Origin of the sequence: Nitrosovibrio sp. Nv17, from assembly GCF_900119085.1 — a bacterium.
Classification (GTDB): Bacteria; Pseudomonadota; Gammaproteobacteria; order Burkholderiales; family Nitrosomonadaceae; genus Nitrosospira.
On sequence record NZ_FPIQ01000034.1, the window covers coordinates 1 to 12,669 of the forward strand.

The 12,669-nt window shown below is 60.9% G+C and carries 16 protein-coding genes; 14 read left to right on the top strand and 2 right to left on the bottom strand.

The genetic code is table 11. From position 1 onward, the window contains the following. The 10 genes from BT108_RS13865 to BT108_RS13870 all read left to right on the top strand — a co-directional run. Positions 1–987, top strand: a 987-nt coding sequence (locus BT108_RS13865; protein WP_072294953.1) for a hypothetical protein, incomplete at its 5' end; no start/stop codon positions are given. A gap of 11 nt (positions 988–998) precedes the next feature. After that, on the top strand, positions 999–1,682 hold the full coding sequence (locus tag BT108_RS13650; RefSeq protein ID WP_143142498.1) for a hypothetical protein: 684 nt from the start codon (positions 999–1,001) through the stop codon (positions 1,680–1,682). Beyond that, complete coding sequence (locus BT108_RS12800) at positions 1,679–2,500, top strand: heparin lyase I family protein (RefSeq protein ID WP_072294954.1); 822 nt, start codon at positions 1,679–1,681, stop codon at positions 2,498–2,500. Before BT108_RS13650 ends, BT108_RS12800 begins: the two co-directional genes overlap by 4 nt. Positions 2,501–2,513: 13 nt before the next feature. Then, complete coding sequence (locus BT108_RS14020) at positions 2,514–4,379, top strand: phosphoribosyltransferase (protein ID WP_218184872.1); 1,866 nt, start codon at positions 2,514–2,516, stop codon at positions 4,377–4,379. Between the two features lie 491 nt (positions 4,380–4,870). Then, positions 4,871–7,282 carry a cell envelope integrity TolA family protein gene (locus BT108_RS12810; RefSeq protein ID WP_143142499.1) on the top strand — a complete coding sequence of 804 codons (2,412 nt, stop codon included), beginning with the start codon at positions 4,871–4,873 and terminating at the stop codon, positions 7,280–7,282. Positions 7,283–7,339: 57 nt separating this feature from the next. Beyond that, positions 7,340–7,672 carry a hypothetical protein gene (locus BT108_RS12815; protein ID WP_072294956.1) on the top strand — a complete coding sequence of 111 codons (333 nt, stop codon included), beginning with the start codon at positions 7,340–7,342 and terminating at the stop codon, positions 7,670–7,672. Between the two features lie 21 nt (positions 7,673–7,693). Beyond that, a complete protein-coding gene (locus BT108_RS12820) occupies positions 7,694–8,305 on the top strand; it encodes a hypothetical protein (RefSeq protein ID WP_143142500.1) in 612 nt (203 codons plus the stop codon). 5 nt (positions 8,306–8,310) lie between these two features. Next, on the top strand, positions 8,311–8,700 hold the full coding sequence (locus tag BT108_RS12825; protein WP_218184873.1) for a DUF5675 family protein: 390 nt from the start codon (positions 8,311–8,313) through the stop codon (positions 8,698–8,700). After that, positions 8,682–8,984 carry a hypothetical protein gene (locus BT108_RS12830; protein ID WP_072294959.1) on the top strand — a complete coding sequence of 101 codons (303 nt, stop codon included), beginning with the start codon at positions 8,682–8,684 and terminating at the stop codon, positions 8,982–8,984. Before BT108_RS12825 ends, BT108_RS12830 begins: the two co-directional genes overlap by 19 nt. Before the next feature lie 51 nt (positions 8,985–9,035). Continuing rightward, the gene (locus BT108_RS13870) at positions 9,036–9,182 is read left to right on the top strand and encodes a hypothetical protein (RefSeq protein ID WP_177257319.1); all 147 of its coding nucleotides are present in this window, start codon (positions 9,036–9,038) and stop codon (positions 9,180–9,182) included. A gap of 1 nt (position 9,183) precedes the next feature. On the opposite strand, the gene BT108_RS12835 is transcribed toward BT108_RS13870, so the two are convergent. Both BT108_RS12835 and BT108_RS12840 read right to left on the bottom strand, forming a co-directional pair. Beyond that, a complete protein-coding gene (locus BT108_RS12835) occupies positions 9,184–9,552 on the bottom strand; it encodes a helix-turn-helix domain-containing protein (protein WP_072294960.1) in 369 nt (122 codons plus the stop codon). Further along, positions 9,549–9,806, bottom strand: coding sequence for a type II toxin-antitoxin system RelE family toxin (locus BT108_RS12840; RefSeq protein ID WP_072294961.1), 258 nt, complete (start codon positions 9,804–9,806; stop codon positions 9,549–9,551). Before BT108_RS12840 ends, BT108_RS12835 begins: the two co-directional genes overlap by 4 nt. Before the next feature lie 693 nt (positions 9,807–10,499). On the opposite strand from BT108_RS12840, the gene BT108_RS12845 reads away from it, so the two are divergent. The 4 genes from BT108_RS12845 to BT108_RS12860 form a co-directional block, all read left to right on the top strand. Next, on the top strand, positions 10,500–10,739 hold the full coding sequence (locus tag BT108_RS12845) for a hypothetical protein (protein WP_072294962.1): 240 nt from the start codon (positions 10,500–10,502) through the stop codon (positions 10,737–10,739). After that, positions 10,736–10,936, top strand: coding sequence for a hypothetical protein (locus tag BT108_RS12850; RefSeq protein ID WP_072294963.1), 201 nt, complete (start codon positions 10,736–10,738; stop codon positions 10,934–10,936). The genes BT108_RS12845 and BT108_RS12850 overlap by 4 nt, the downstream gene beginning before the upstream one ends. Before the next feature lie 185 nt (positions 10,937–11,121). Then, the gene (locus BT108_RS12855; RefSeq protein WP_083566449.1) at positions 11,122–11,643 is read left to right on the top strand and encodes a YceK/YidQ family lipoprotein; all 522 of its coding nucleotides are present in this window, start codon (positions 11,122–11,124) and stop codon (positions 11,641–11,643) included. 156 nt (positions 11,644–11,799) lie between these two features. After that, positions 11,800–12,669 (top strand): recombinase family protein (locus BT108_RS12860; RefSeq protein ID WP_143142501.1); only part of this gene is annotated, 870 nt, incomplete at its 3' end.

The following is a 12,669-nucleotide window of genomic DNA, read 5'->3' on the forward strand; positions in this document are numbered from 1 at the left end:
GGACTCGTGATGGAAGGCAACTGGCCGGTGCAGTGGGTGCTGGACAAGGGATTCAACGTGGTGGCGGCCGTACGCATGCCGTCCGAGACCATCCTGCCGAATGTCAGCGAATCCGGCAGGTTCAAGGACGTGAAGAAAGCCTACACGCAGGTCGACGTCATGACGGGCAGGGAGCTCGCAGTTTTTCCGCTCTGGCAGCTGTTCCATGCCCGATTCGATCCGGACAACTTCGATGACCTGGGCAGTCTCGGACGTCCCTTCCTCGATGCCGCCCGCAAGACCTGGCGCAAGCTCGACATGACGGAAGAAGACCTGGTGATCCGTCGGCGCGTACGCGCGCCCCTGCGGCTGACGCATCGCCTGAAGGGCTGGACCGAGGCGGAAGTGGAGGCCTATCGCGCCCGCGTCGAGAAGGATCAGCACGAAATCATGACCGACTACTACGTGAACAAGGATGCGGAAGTCGTCGCCATCCAGGGGGACAGCAATCTCGATCAGATACGCGACGTGGTGCACCTCCTGGATACCTTCTTCGCCGGCTCGCCCCTGCCGAAAGGGATGATGGGCTACACCGACGGGCTGGCGCGCGACATCCTCGAGGATCTGAAGCGGGATTACTACGACGAGGTGGATGTGCTGCAGGACACCCTGTCGTTCGGCTATGAGGCGGGCTTCCGTCTGCACCTCCTGCTGAAGGGCATCAATCCGGATGCGGAGGATTTCACGATCACCTTCGCCGAGCGCAGGACCGAGACCGCATCGCAGACGGTGGACAGGGGCCTCAAGCTGAAAGCCCTGGGGCTGCCGCAGGGCATGGTGTGGGAAGAGCTGGGTTTCGACCCCGCCTATGTCGAGGAGCGCAGGGAATGGGAGGCGAGCCATTACGATCCCTATCCAGAGGCGCACGGCGGCGCGAACCCCGCTCGCGTCAGCATCACCCCCGGCAATGGGCGCCAGGGCGAGAGCGGAACGGATATCGCAAACTGACAGGAGGATTCATGAGTGACGCGTTGAGGCTGGAGCAAATTGAGTATCCATTCAAAAAAAACTGGATCGTGAGCTATCCTTGGGTGAACAGACCGTCGCCTGGCCCAAACCGAGGTCGAATCATCCATATTGCTGATGTTGGTGGAGATGGAGGTTCACTGTGGACAGCCACTCTTGCTGGATGGGTTCCTATGAATGGACGCATGGCGCTGGCTTCAAACTGGGGGACATTGAACTCGCCAATTTCCAGTATTACTGGGGTGAAATCGGGCGTGTTTGCTATCAATGGCGGTGGAGGCTCTTTAATCATTCCTGGTGGGATGCTGCTGCCTGGGCGCTCCAGAATTCAGATCGAGGCATTTCTGCTGAGACTTGGGACCGGAGGCCAGAATACCTGGAACATCAGATTGGGCAGCACTGGTACGGTATCCGATAGCGCCGTGTACGCCATCGGTTCCGTTCCAGCGGACAACAATCGAGGTACGCGAGCGTTTGTTACTGTCGGATTCAACGATTTGACGGCGACATCCGCAACCTACCTGGCACCGGGATCGAGCGCAACAGGAAACGCTTATACAGACGTGCCTATCCCGGCTCTTGGTGATCCGATTACAGTTTCGTTTCTTGTAGCGTCGGCAAACACTGCTGATACTTTCCGGCTGGTTGGCTATTCCGTTGATCTGTTGTCGTCATGACAATCAATCCGAACGTGGTGCGCATCACGAGCACAGAAATACTCGAAGCCGGGATCGAAAACCCAAGACATTACGCGAAGGAGCGCGCCTATCCCGATCGGATCATGATGGTGGACGATCCCGTTGGGCAACGGGGGCAGGTAGCACAGGTGCGTCTGGTGCGTGGCGATCCGAAAATTGCAGGTTCATATCGAACCGAACTGTCCAGAGACTATTACACCTCTGAATATGCCTTCGGCACTGGCGGAGGCTGGTACTGGTGGAGCTACATGCTCGATCCGGAGTGGAAGAGAAAACATCATCTGTTGATAGCCAACCCTCCCTATAACGACTTATCCATCAACATCCAACAATTTCATACTCACAATCCTGATCCATTGATTCATCCACCATGGACAGTGGCGGTAAATGAGCGTGGCGTCTGCTTGCGCCGGTGGCGGATGGATGACGGCCCTCTTTGGGATTTGGCCGCAGCATGGCCGGTTGACTCACTCGTATGGCATGATGTCGTCGCCTATATTTATTGGTCGACGGGTCGCGATGGTGTGTTCGAGTTGTATGTCGATGATCGGTTATTTTACCGGCACAATGGACCAACTGTGTATCCAGGCGCCAGTAAAGGATGTTGGTGGAAGCAAGGAATCTATGCTCCCGGAAGTTATCCTGTGGGGTTGGACGAATTGACAGTGTGGTGTCAGGGGCTACGTCAGGTTTATCCGGATGGCAGCTATTATTTGTGCTGCGGCACCTCTCCCAAATTTCCTATCGCATCTCCGCAGGCGATGTACGCTGGAACCGAGAACGATCCCCCTGGTTGATCGTCATTTGATCATGGAGGACATAGATCCTCGTGCTATCCAGCTCGCCATCCGGCGCGCGACCCAGGCCGCCCAGCGGGCCATGGACACGCTGGATGCGGACATCCTCAAGGAACTCGAGCAGATCTACACGCGGGCCGCCACCGAGCTGCGCGCCCGTATTGCGGCCGCTGGCGGTACCGACGGCAACATCCCCCTGCAGCAGCTGCAGGACGTGCTGGGCCAGGTGGAATCACGCCTGCACCAGCTGGCGGCCGAGCGCAATGCCCTCCTGGAGAACGGGCTGGAGAATGCGGCCCGGTTCGGCGCCGCACCGCTTACCGCCGCCGGCGCTGGGGTGGATGCGGCTGCGGCCATGGGCGCGCAGCCCGGGACGCTGCTGGAATCCGACGCGGCGATGCGAGTCTCCGACGAGGCGGTACGCTTCGTGCGGGCCTTCATCGCGGAGGACGGCCTGCAGCTCTCCGACCGCATCTGGCGCCTGGATCGCCATGCACGCGAGGCTGTAACCAATGCCATCGAAATGGCCATCATCCAGGGCCACGGCGCGGCCCAGGCGGCACGCGAGCTGCTGATGCGGGGGCAGGCGGTGCCGGCGGAGCTCGCCGACAAGATGAATGCGGCGAACGCCGCCCGAACGGGGGAGCATGCGGCCGGGCTGTTGACCGGCCGCGGCAGTCCCATGGACAATGCCATGCGTCTCATGCGCACGGAGATCAACCGGGCCCATGGAGAAGCCTACATCGCTGGTGCGCTTGCGCACCCGGATGCCGCGGGAGTGCGGTTCCTGCTTTCTCCCGCGCATCCCGAGCCCGATATCTGCGACCTGCACGCAACCGCCAACCTGTACGGGCTGGGCCCAGGGGTGTATCCCACCCGGGAGGCCTGCCCCTGGCCCGCGCATCCGAACACGCTGTCCTACGTGGAGGTGGTGTTCAAGGACGAGATCACGGATGCCGACCGAGCGGGAAAAGAGACGGTCGCCGAGGTCCTGGCGAGGATGACGCCGGCGCAGCGCGAGGGAGTCCTGGGGGTCAACAAGGCAAAGGCATTCGATGCAGGCAGATCGCAGCAGGGAATGGCCAAGGCCCAGAAGCGAGCAGTACCAGGGAAGACTGCCTCGGCAAGGGTTAGAATGCACCCTGTGAAGCCAGCCTTGCATACCCCACATCCCGACAGATCGCCGTGGCGTGATTTTTCGGACGTGATCATTCACGCCGACATATCCACCGTCAAAGGGCACGAGGGTTATCTGGCCGCCAAATCCGGGGACATCGCGGCGGCGGCGCACCTCGTACGTGACATGCACAATCCCGAGGCCATCCGCAGGATTGCGGATGCCGTCGGAACTGCAAGGCCAACCCTCGTCGCCGTCAGCGCCATCGAGGAGCAGGGGGAAAACGTCATCCCTACGGCCTTGGCGGGAATCATTGGCCGCACGCTGGACCTTGCTTCCGAGAGTGACATCGTACAAATCAATCGAGTCAGCCATACAGGCGCAAAAGGAGATTATCGCCTTGCCACCCCCGCGCTGTTCGACGGCCTAGTGGTGCGCGGCATGAACTATCTTCTGGTCGATGATTTCATCGGGCAAGGCGGCACCCTGGCGAATCTTCGCGGCTTCATCGAGAATCGAGGAGGACAGGTGCTGCTTGCCACGACATTGACAGGCAAGGCTTATTCCGTAAAATTGAGCCTGTCGCCCGCAACGCTCACGCAACTGAGACAAAAGCATGGAAACAGTCTTGAAGAATGGTGGAAAGCCCGTTACGGCTACGGTTTCGAGTTCCTCACGGAGTCCGAAGCACGCTACCTCGAGCGGATCGAGAATGCTGACGCAATCCGAGATCGAATCCTTGCGGCTGCACAAGAAGCGTAACAATCACTACATGGCGCAAATCCGGGCGTGACGCCCCTGCCATAGGTTCCCGAAAGCCCGCCCCACGCGGGCTTTTTTCTTTTCATGATTTCATTATCCACATTTTCTGTGGATAAACCTGTGCGCAGCCGACCCGTATCAAGCCGTATCAAGGCTCGGCGCCCGTGCTACCGCCTTGTGCGCCGCAATCCTCCCTGTTTCCGGCTTGTGCAATCGCTGATCATCCCGCTCAGTCCAACGTGGATGGGCGGTCAGCGGATCGCTCCCCCCTCCCGCTCACCCGCGGCTGGACTCCATGAAAGGGCCAGCCATGCAACCGCGCACCATCCGCTTATCCGATAGCCGCTCCGGCACAGTGCGATTCCTGTCCGGGCTCCATGTGACGCTGGAGGAAGGCAAGTCGACGAGCTGGGTCACGGTCACGCGCACCGGCCGATTCCACGATCCGCGCTACGGGCAGTTCGAGATCAGCCGCAGCATGCTCGAGCAGATTGTCGAGAACTTCGAGCGGCGTGTGTACGGGCAGGACATCTTCTACGACGTCGCGCACCGGCCGGACGCCGGCGCGGCCGGACGCCGGCGCGGCCGGCAGGATCCTGCAGGTCAAGCTCGAGGGCGACAGGCTGCGCGCCCAGGTGGCGTGGACGCCCTACGGCGTCGAGGCGATCCGCCACAAGGGCTACGTCTACAGCTCCATCGAATACCACGAGAATTTCCAGGACAACGAGACCGGGCAGAGGCACGGGGCCGTCATGATGGGTGCCGGGCTGGTGACGCGCCCGGTCGTCAAGCGCCTCGATCCCATCCAGCTGTCCGAGGACAGCGGCGGCGTACCGACGCTGATCCATCCCGAACTGCAATCCCTACTCTTACAGGAGATCCACACCATGCACAAAAAGCTATCCGAGGCCCTGGCCGCGACACTCGCCGCCATCGTGGCGTTGTCCGAGCCGATCCGCGCTCAGCTGCTCGCCGCGTTCGAGACGGCGGTGGCGCCGGTCACCGACGAGGCCCAGGCGAAACGACTGATGGAGGCTTTTGCCGAGTCTGGCAAGAAACTGGGTGAAGAGATCTCTGCAAAGGACGGAAAAGACAGAAATATCAAGCTGTCGATCGAGGCGCCGAACCTGGCCTCCGGCCTCACCGCCGAGGATGTTAAGAAACTCATGGCGGCGGAGGCCACGCGCCAGGCGGAAGCCTCGCGCAAGCTCGAGGAGACGCGCACCGGCCACGCGAAACTGCTGACGGAAGCAATCCAGGCCGAGAAAGGCCTCGACGAGGACACGAAAAAAGAGCTTGCCGAAGGCGCGCTCGCCCTGATCACTCCCGAAATGAGCGAGGACCAGATCAGGAAGCTCGCGGCGCTGCAGATCGCCCAGGGCAACAAGATCGCTGCAGCGAAGAAGCTTGCCACGATGGGCTTCAGCTGGCCTGCAGGGAACGTGCACATCGACGTCGACTCCGGCAACACCGTCAAGTCGCTGCAGGAATCCGTCGACAAGCGCCTGGGGCTCGATACCCTGCCGGATTCGCGCCGCTACGCCACGACCGGCGGCAAGCTGCAGGAGGCGAACAAGGCTTTCGTGGAGAAGGTGCTGAAGGAATTCGACGGCGCCAACGGCCACAGGCTGCATGCGGAGCACAAGCAGCTCGCCGCCGGCGCCGGCGTGGTCTCGGACATCTCCGTACCCGCGATCTTCGAGCGCACCGTGATCCGCGATGCGCTCTATACCATGATCGGTCTGCAGTTCGTGAACGTGGACGTGTCGCCCTTCTCGGCCACGGCACTGATCCCCTACAGCTATCGCGATCTCACCGCGGCCGGCATCGACCACACCCGCGTCTACGAGGGTGGCCCCATCAAGCGCGCCGGCGTGATTCAGACGAGCGAGACGGCCTATCCCATCCCGCAGAAAATCGCCTTCGAGGTATCGGATGAACTGCGCTATCTCACCAACAACGGCATCCTGAATTGGGATGCGGTGGCCGAGAATGCCCGCAACGCCACGCGCATCATCGGCGAGGATGGCGAGCGCCTGATCTTCAACGAGGTGCTGAACGCATCCGACCAGTTCGGCGCGGCCGCGATCGTCAACGAGGCGGTGGGCAGCGGCAACGGCAGCAAGAGCATCTGGCCGTTGGCACAGTTTCCGGTGGTGCGGCCGAAGAAGGTATTCGACCTGCAGGGCAACCAGGTGGGCAGCACGCTGTACCCGATCACCATCAAGGTCAACAGCGTCACGATCAACGAATACGACTTCACCGGCACACAGGGTGCCGGCACCTACTGGTGGCTGGACTACAACCTGGGCGAGATCCATTTCGTGAACCAGCTCGGGGCCGTGGCGAACGTGACGAGCGGGCACGCCATCGTGGCGACCTACCACTACACCACCAACGCCTACCGTTTCGACACCGACCAGGGGGCGGTGGCCACGGATCTCTTCTGGGACAGCTTCCTGTATCGATACGGGCTGCGCAAGAACGTCATTGAGGCCGACCGCTACTACGTGGCGAACTTCGGGCTGATGAGCGGCACCATCCGCACGCAGATCGAGCAGGCGCGAAGCTTCGTCGAATCCGGCAAGCGCAACGGCACCGATCTCGACAGCGAGGGCAACCTGGGGAGGGTCAAGGACGTGCCGAACTACCGCACCACGGCGCCGGGCCTGGCGATGGGCGACCAGCGCATCATCATCGGCGAGCGCGGCCAGACGCGCTACCGCATGATGAAGCCCTGGGCGATGGGGCAGCTCCAGGACCAGCGCGACAACAACGGCCGCTTCACCGGCAAGAAGGAGGCCTACGGCGATCAGTTCATCGTGCTGCATACGCCCACGCAGCTGAAAGGGGCCTACACCTCCATCGCGCTGTACAGCACCACGGCTCGCGTGTCGCGATAATCCCATACCGATAGCATATATACCCGCCAGCTGGCGGGTATCCACCAGGAGACGCATATGAGAGTGCCAGTACACAACTCCGGCAAGCTGCCCATTTATGTCGGTGCCTGCATCGTGCTGCCGGGGGAAACCCGGCATTTCGACGAGCGGGACGTCCCCGCGCAGTTCCTGCCGCCTCCACCTGAGCCGGAGTCCATCGAGAATTCCGTCCCGTCGCCCGATCCGCTGGCGGAGCTGCTGCAGGGCAAGGTGCCCGAGATCGTCGCGGCCCTGCCGGCACTGTCGCAGGCCGATCTGGACCAGCTCGGTCAGCTCGAGCAGTTGAGTGCCGCGCCACGCAAAGGCGTGCTCTCCGCGGTGGCGGAAGAGATCCTGAAGCGGGCGGAGTAGCGCACGGCCATGCCGGAGATCATGTCTCGTGCCGAGCTGGTAGCGGATCTCGCCGACAGCCTGCACGATGTGGCCGAGATTTTCGCGGGAGAGGACGGCGCCGATTTCGGCCGCCATCTCGACGTCGCCGCATTGGACATGGCCCGCGTCCGCCCGCGCACATTGCTGGGCAGCGTCACGCTGGTGGCGGAGCAGTGCATATACGCCGCTCCGCCGGACATTGCAGCGTTCAAGTCTTCCCTGTGGGGCATGGCTCGTGCGCCGCGTCCATGGGAAAAGGAATGGACCGGGCCGCTGCCGGATGCTCAGCTGGTGATCGCCGGCGACGTGCGCGAACTGCATCTGTCACCTGCGCCGACATCGCATCAGATCGGCAGCCTCGGCGCCATCTACCGATTCTATTATTTCGCCGCCTACCGCGTCGCGGAGGATGCCGCGCATACGACGGTGACAAAAGAGGATCGGGGATTGCTGCTGCTGCGCGCCCAGGCGGAAGCCATGCGCGAACTCGCAATGCGCAACACCACGAAACCCGTCGCCATGCGCGACGGCATCTCGGGAGGCGCCCGAAACGGCACGCCCACCTATCTGTTCCAGGCCCTCATGGCGGAATTCGAGTCGAGGATCCGATGATGGAGATGCTGTTAACACGAAAACACGAAACCGCCGGCTACACGGCGGGAAGCCTTTACCTGCTGGAATGTTACACGTTGGAAGACCAGGAGCGGGAACGCAAGATCGCCGGCGAGACCGCCATTCCGGCCGGACGGTACCAAGTGGTCGTGACGCATTCCAACCGGTTCAAGCGGCCCCTGCCGCTGCTGCTCGACGTGCCGGGCTTCACCGGCATACGCATCCATCCCGGCAACACCGCCGCCGACACCGAGGGCTGCATCCTCGTCGGCGCCGACGACGGCAATCCCGACGATGCGTGGCTGGGGCGCTCGCGCGAGGCCTTCGTTCCCCTGTTCGAGAAGATCCAGGCGGCGCTCACAGCCGGCGAACGGGTATGGATCACAATCACCTGATCGACCGCACCACGCTGACGTGGGCCACCGGCCGCTCCGGCGTTATCCGGGTGCACAAGACGCGCCGCATCCCGGGCAAGGTGGCCTTCTACTGTTTCGTGGAGGAGACGGCGCCCGGCGTAGTCATGATTCACGGAGCGGAACGCGGGCCCACGAGGCGGGAAGCGACCGCGATCCGCCATCACCTGAGCCAGGCGGGCATACGCGAGGCGCGATGGGATCGCTACGACGAAGAGGGGCGCCTGCTCAAGCAGATCGTCGTGTCATGTTTTCCGGCCAGATAAACCAGGGAGGTGTCGGGCGCCGACCCCGAGGCTGCGTCGATGCGCTCCGGCATGCCCCAGATCAGCGGCAGCCAGGTACTGCAGCAAGTGGTGGGCGGGGTGGACGGGGCGGACTATCGATTCCGCTGCACCGCGGACGCGGCCCCCGATTCACAGCATCTCGCCGTGACCGCGACGCTGCGGGTGCGCAGACGGTGATTCAGTCGGCCAGGAAATCCACCGGCACCTGCAGGGCGCGGGCCAGCGCGGCCAACACGGCTATGGTGCCCACCCGTTTGCCGCTTTCTATCTGACTGAGGAATGGCTTGCTGATCTTCGCCTCCTCGGCCAGCGCCCGCTGCGTCAGGCTGCGGTACTTGCGCCATGCCTTGACCGGATGCATTCCCTCGAGTATGGCGCCTGCGACCTCGTCCGGCACGCGGGCGCCGTCATCCGCCGCCTTGGCCTGGTCATAGAGCGCGACGTCATCAATCGCACCCGAGACCTGCACCAGGCGCTCGAATATCTCCATGGGAACGATGGCGTATTCCCGCTTCCCGTCCCGCTCGATAAACTGGATGCCGCTCATTTGTATATCCCTCCACGTGAACCGACCGCCAGGACGATGATGACCAAGCGGTCCCCGTCGATTTCATAGATCACCCGCCAATCTCCGACCCGCAGCCGGAACCCTGGGCGGCCTTCCAGCTTTCGCACATGTGGATTCGGCCGATGTGGATCGCTGGCGAGTTGGCCGATTTTTCCGCGGATGGTGGCCGCCATGTTGCGCGGCAACGATCTCAGGACCTTGAAGGCCTCACGGGTATATTCGACCCTGAACATTTGCAGATATTAGCATAATGCTAATTTGTGCCCAATAGGGAAGCTCGGATCCGGCTTGCGCGCCACCATGGAGATGACTTACACTTCGATCGATCAATAGGAAAGGGGCGGGGGCAGTTTCTGCCCCCGCCCCTCAGACTTTCGTGATCATGTGAATCCTCCTTGATAGCCCTGCATTGCTATCTATGCTTCCGCGAGCCAAGCGGATGGGTTCATCTTCGAAGGTCCCGGTACCACCAGTACCGGGACCCTCATCATTTCCGCCCATCTTCTACGATTCGAAAGGGTTTTTCCACTGTGGTACGCATTTTTATTTTCGCTGTCACCCCCTCCTACAAAGTGATTTCCGTGGTATAGGCTCTGCCAGGGCCGCCTACGCCGAAATAACCATTTCGCATAGTACCGGGGCGCCCTAATCATGTCAATGGCATCATATTGACTTTTTCCATCCCCTGCCTTACCCTTTCCTCAAGTGCTAAACACACTGACACAAGACGGTAGCCGCCCACGCCCGTCAGCCGTGGTATTTTTTCGCCCAGAGTTCGCTCCTCCGGGCAAAAATCACCTCAATGGCCGGGTGTGCGACGGATACAAGACCCGCAAGGGGAAGAAGTCCGCCGTTTCTTGTGACGGTGTTTAGCGCCCGGCCGCCCTCCGGGGCAATTGACTAAACATCAATCACAAGGAACCATCATGACCCACGTCACAACCACGCCAGCCCCCGTCCGGGAGCTGGTCGCAGCCGTCGCCAGCGCCTACGGGTCGCTCAAGCAGGCGGCCCACGCCCTGGAGGCGCTGCAGCAGCTGCTCTCCGGCGCCCGCAACGACCTCGACCCGGAAGATCTCTACTGGCTGATCCAGCCGATCCAGGACGCGATCATGAACGCGCTGGTGGAGATCGACAGCGGCCTTCCCGGGAGGGCCAGGCCATGAGCAAGCGCGAATCCCTGGTCACCGCCTCCGATCGCCTGGAGGAGGCGCGCCTGCAGCTCGGCGCGCTGATCGTGCTGATCGCCGCCTCCGAGAATTCGCCGGTGGACGTCGAGACCTACCTGCTGGCATCGCTCATGCGGCCGATCAAGCAGCTCGTGGACGAGGCCTGCGGCGAGATCGAGGCCGCCATCGGGTAGCTCTCCCATACCCTCAGCCAAGAACCCCGCTTCGGCGGGGTTCTCATTTTCTCCCCTGTCTAGCTGTAAGAAATTACAGTTTCTTTATCATATTACTCCGCTGTTTAATGTCTCAGCTCATCATTTTTTCTGGGCTATATGGTGACTTCAATCATTGATAATCACTTGAATTACAAGAGGAGTATATGAAAAAAAACCAAATGAAAACCATCGGTGTCCTTGGGACCGTGGCACTGCTCACCGGTTGCGCCACAATCATGGGGCAAAGTGCTCCAGAAACACTGAATGTACGCAGCGCCCCAGATCAGGCAAATGTATCGATCTCAGATGAAACAGGCACCAAGATATTTGAAGGCAAAACCCCAACCGCACTGCCTTTGGAAAAAAAGAAGGGGTATTTCAGCGGCAAGAAATACTCTGTTGTCATTAGAAAAGATGGATATGCCGATCACACCATATCAGTCGACACGAAGGTCAATGGCTGGTACATCGGCGGCAATTTACTGTTTGGAGCGCTCATCGGCTGGCTGATCGTCGATCCCGCGACGGGTGCCATGTGGAAGCTGGATACCAACGAGATAAATGTCACCCTGAACGAGAATAAGCCTGAGGAGGAAGGAGCCAAATCTGAGCCGAGCGCCAGAATCATGCTTCTGGATGACGTTCCGCTGTCATTGCGCAGCAAGATGGTCAGAATTTCGCAGTAGAGAATAAGGTAGCAATACACTCTACCAACCCCGCTTCGGCGGGGTTTTTCTTTGGTGGTTCGTAGTGGAACGGAACGGGGGGCAATCGACGTAATGTATTAAAAAACATGGATTTTTAATCTATTCCAAACCAAAAAACGTGGGTAAACTGTGCCCATGAATAAAGCGACGGCCATCATCTACACCCGCGTTTCCACCCTGCGCCAGGCGGAGGAGGGGCTCCCGATCGAGAGCCAGATCGAGCAGTGCCACAAGCGGGCGGCAGGGCTGGACGCCAGCGTGCTCCAGGTCTTCTGCGACGCGGGGATATCGGGCAGGACCGACGACCGCCCGGGCTTCCAGGATGCCGTGGCGTACTGCAAAACGCATCACGTGGACTACTTCATCTGCTGGAGCACGTCGCGTTTCGCGCGCAACAAGGTCGACGCGGCCTTCCACAAGCTGCAGCTGAAGAAACGCGGGACCCGGGTGGTTTACGTCAACATCGATCTCGACAGCGACACGGACTCCGGCTGGATGATGGAGTCGATGCTGGAAGTCATCGACGAGCACTTCAGCCGCCAGATCAGCGCCGACACCCTGCGCAGCATGACGAAGAACGCGCGGGACGGATTTTTCAATGGGGGCCGGGTTCCCTTCGGCTATTCCGCCGTGCCGGAGGGCAAGCGCAAGCGTCTGACCATCCTGGAGGATGAGGCGCAGATCGTGCGCGAGATCTTCGACCTCTACGTCGCGGGGATGGGGTGCAAACTCATTGCCGTGCAGCTGAATGAGAGCACCCGGCTGAGGCGCGACTTCAAGAAATGGAACAAGAATCTCGTCGCGGCCACGTTGAAAAACGAGGTGTACACCGGGAAGACGATCTTCAATCGAACCAATCACCTGACCGGAAAAATCAGGCCCAGGAAAAACTGGATCATCACGCAGAGCCACCCTGCGATCATCGAGGAGGAGATATTCATGAGAACACAGGAGCTATTCGAGGAGCGGGCACCCTCGGGAAACGGCGGCTCGCCGCACAGCCAG

Coding starts and splice junctions, on each gene's coding strand:
- BT108_RS12840 (WP_072294961.1), bottom strand. CDS start 9,806: ATGTTCAGGGTCGAATATACCCGTGAGGCCTTCAAGGTCCTGAGATCG.
- BT108_RS12855 (WP_083566449.1), top strand. CDS start 11,122: ATGAAAAAAAACCAAATGAAAACCATCGGTGTCCTTGGGACCGTGGCA.
- BT108_RS12820 (WP_143142500.1), top strand. CDS start 7,694: ATGTCTCGTGCCGAGCTGGTAGCGGATCTCGCCGACAGCCTGCACGAT.
- BT108_RS13870 (WP_177257319.1), top strand. CDS start 9,036: ATGCCCCAGATCAGCGGCAGCCAGGTACTGCAGCAAGTGGTGGGCGGG.
- BT108_RS12815 (WP_072294956.1), top strand. CDS start 7,340: ATGAGAGTGCCAGTACACAACTCCGGCAAGCTGCCCATTTATGTCGGT.
- BT108_RS12830 (WP_072294959.1), top strand. CDS start 8,682: ATGGATCACAATCACCTGATCGACCGCACCACGCTGACGTGGGCCACC.
- BT108_RS12845 (WP_072294962.1), top strand. CDS start 10,500: ATGACCCACGTCACAACCACGCCAGCCCCCGTCCGGGAGCTGGTCGCA.
- BT108_RS12800 (WP_072294954.1), top strand. CDS start 1,679: ATGACAATCAATCCGAACGTGGTGCGCATCACGAGCACAGAAATACTC.
- BT108_RS12835 (WP_072294960.1), bottom strand. CDS start 9,552: ATGAGCGGCATCCAGTTTATCGAGCGGGACGGGAAGCGGGAATACGCC.
- BT108_RS12850 (WP_072294963.1), top strand. CDS start 10,736: ATGAGCAAGCGCGAATCCCTGGTCACCGCCTCCGATCGCCTGGAGGAG.
- BT108_RS13650 (WP_143142498.1), top strand. CDS start 999: ATGAGTGACGCGTTGAGGCTGGAGCAAATTGAGTATCCATTCAAAAAA.
- BT108_RS12825 (WP_218184873.1), top strand. CDS start 8,311: ATGCTGTTAACACGAAAACACGAAACCGCCGGCTACACGGCGGGAAGC.
- BT108_RS14020 (WP_218184872.1), top strand. CDS start 2,514: ATGGAGGACATAGATCCTCGTGCTATCCAGCTCGCCATCCGGCGCGCG.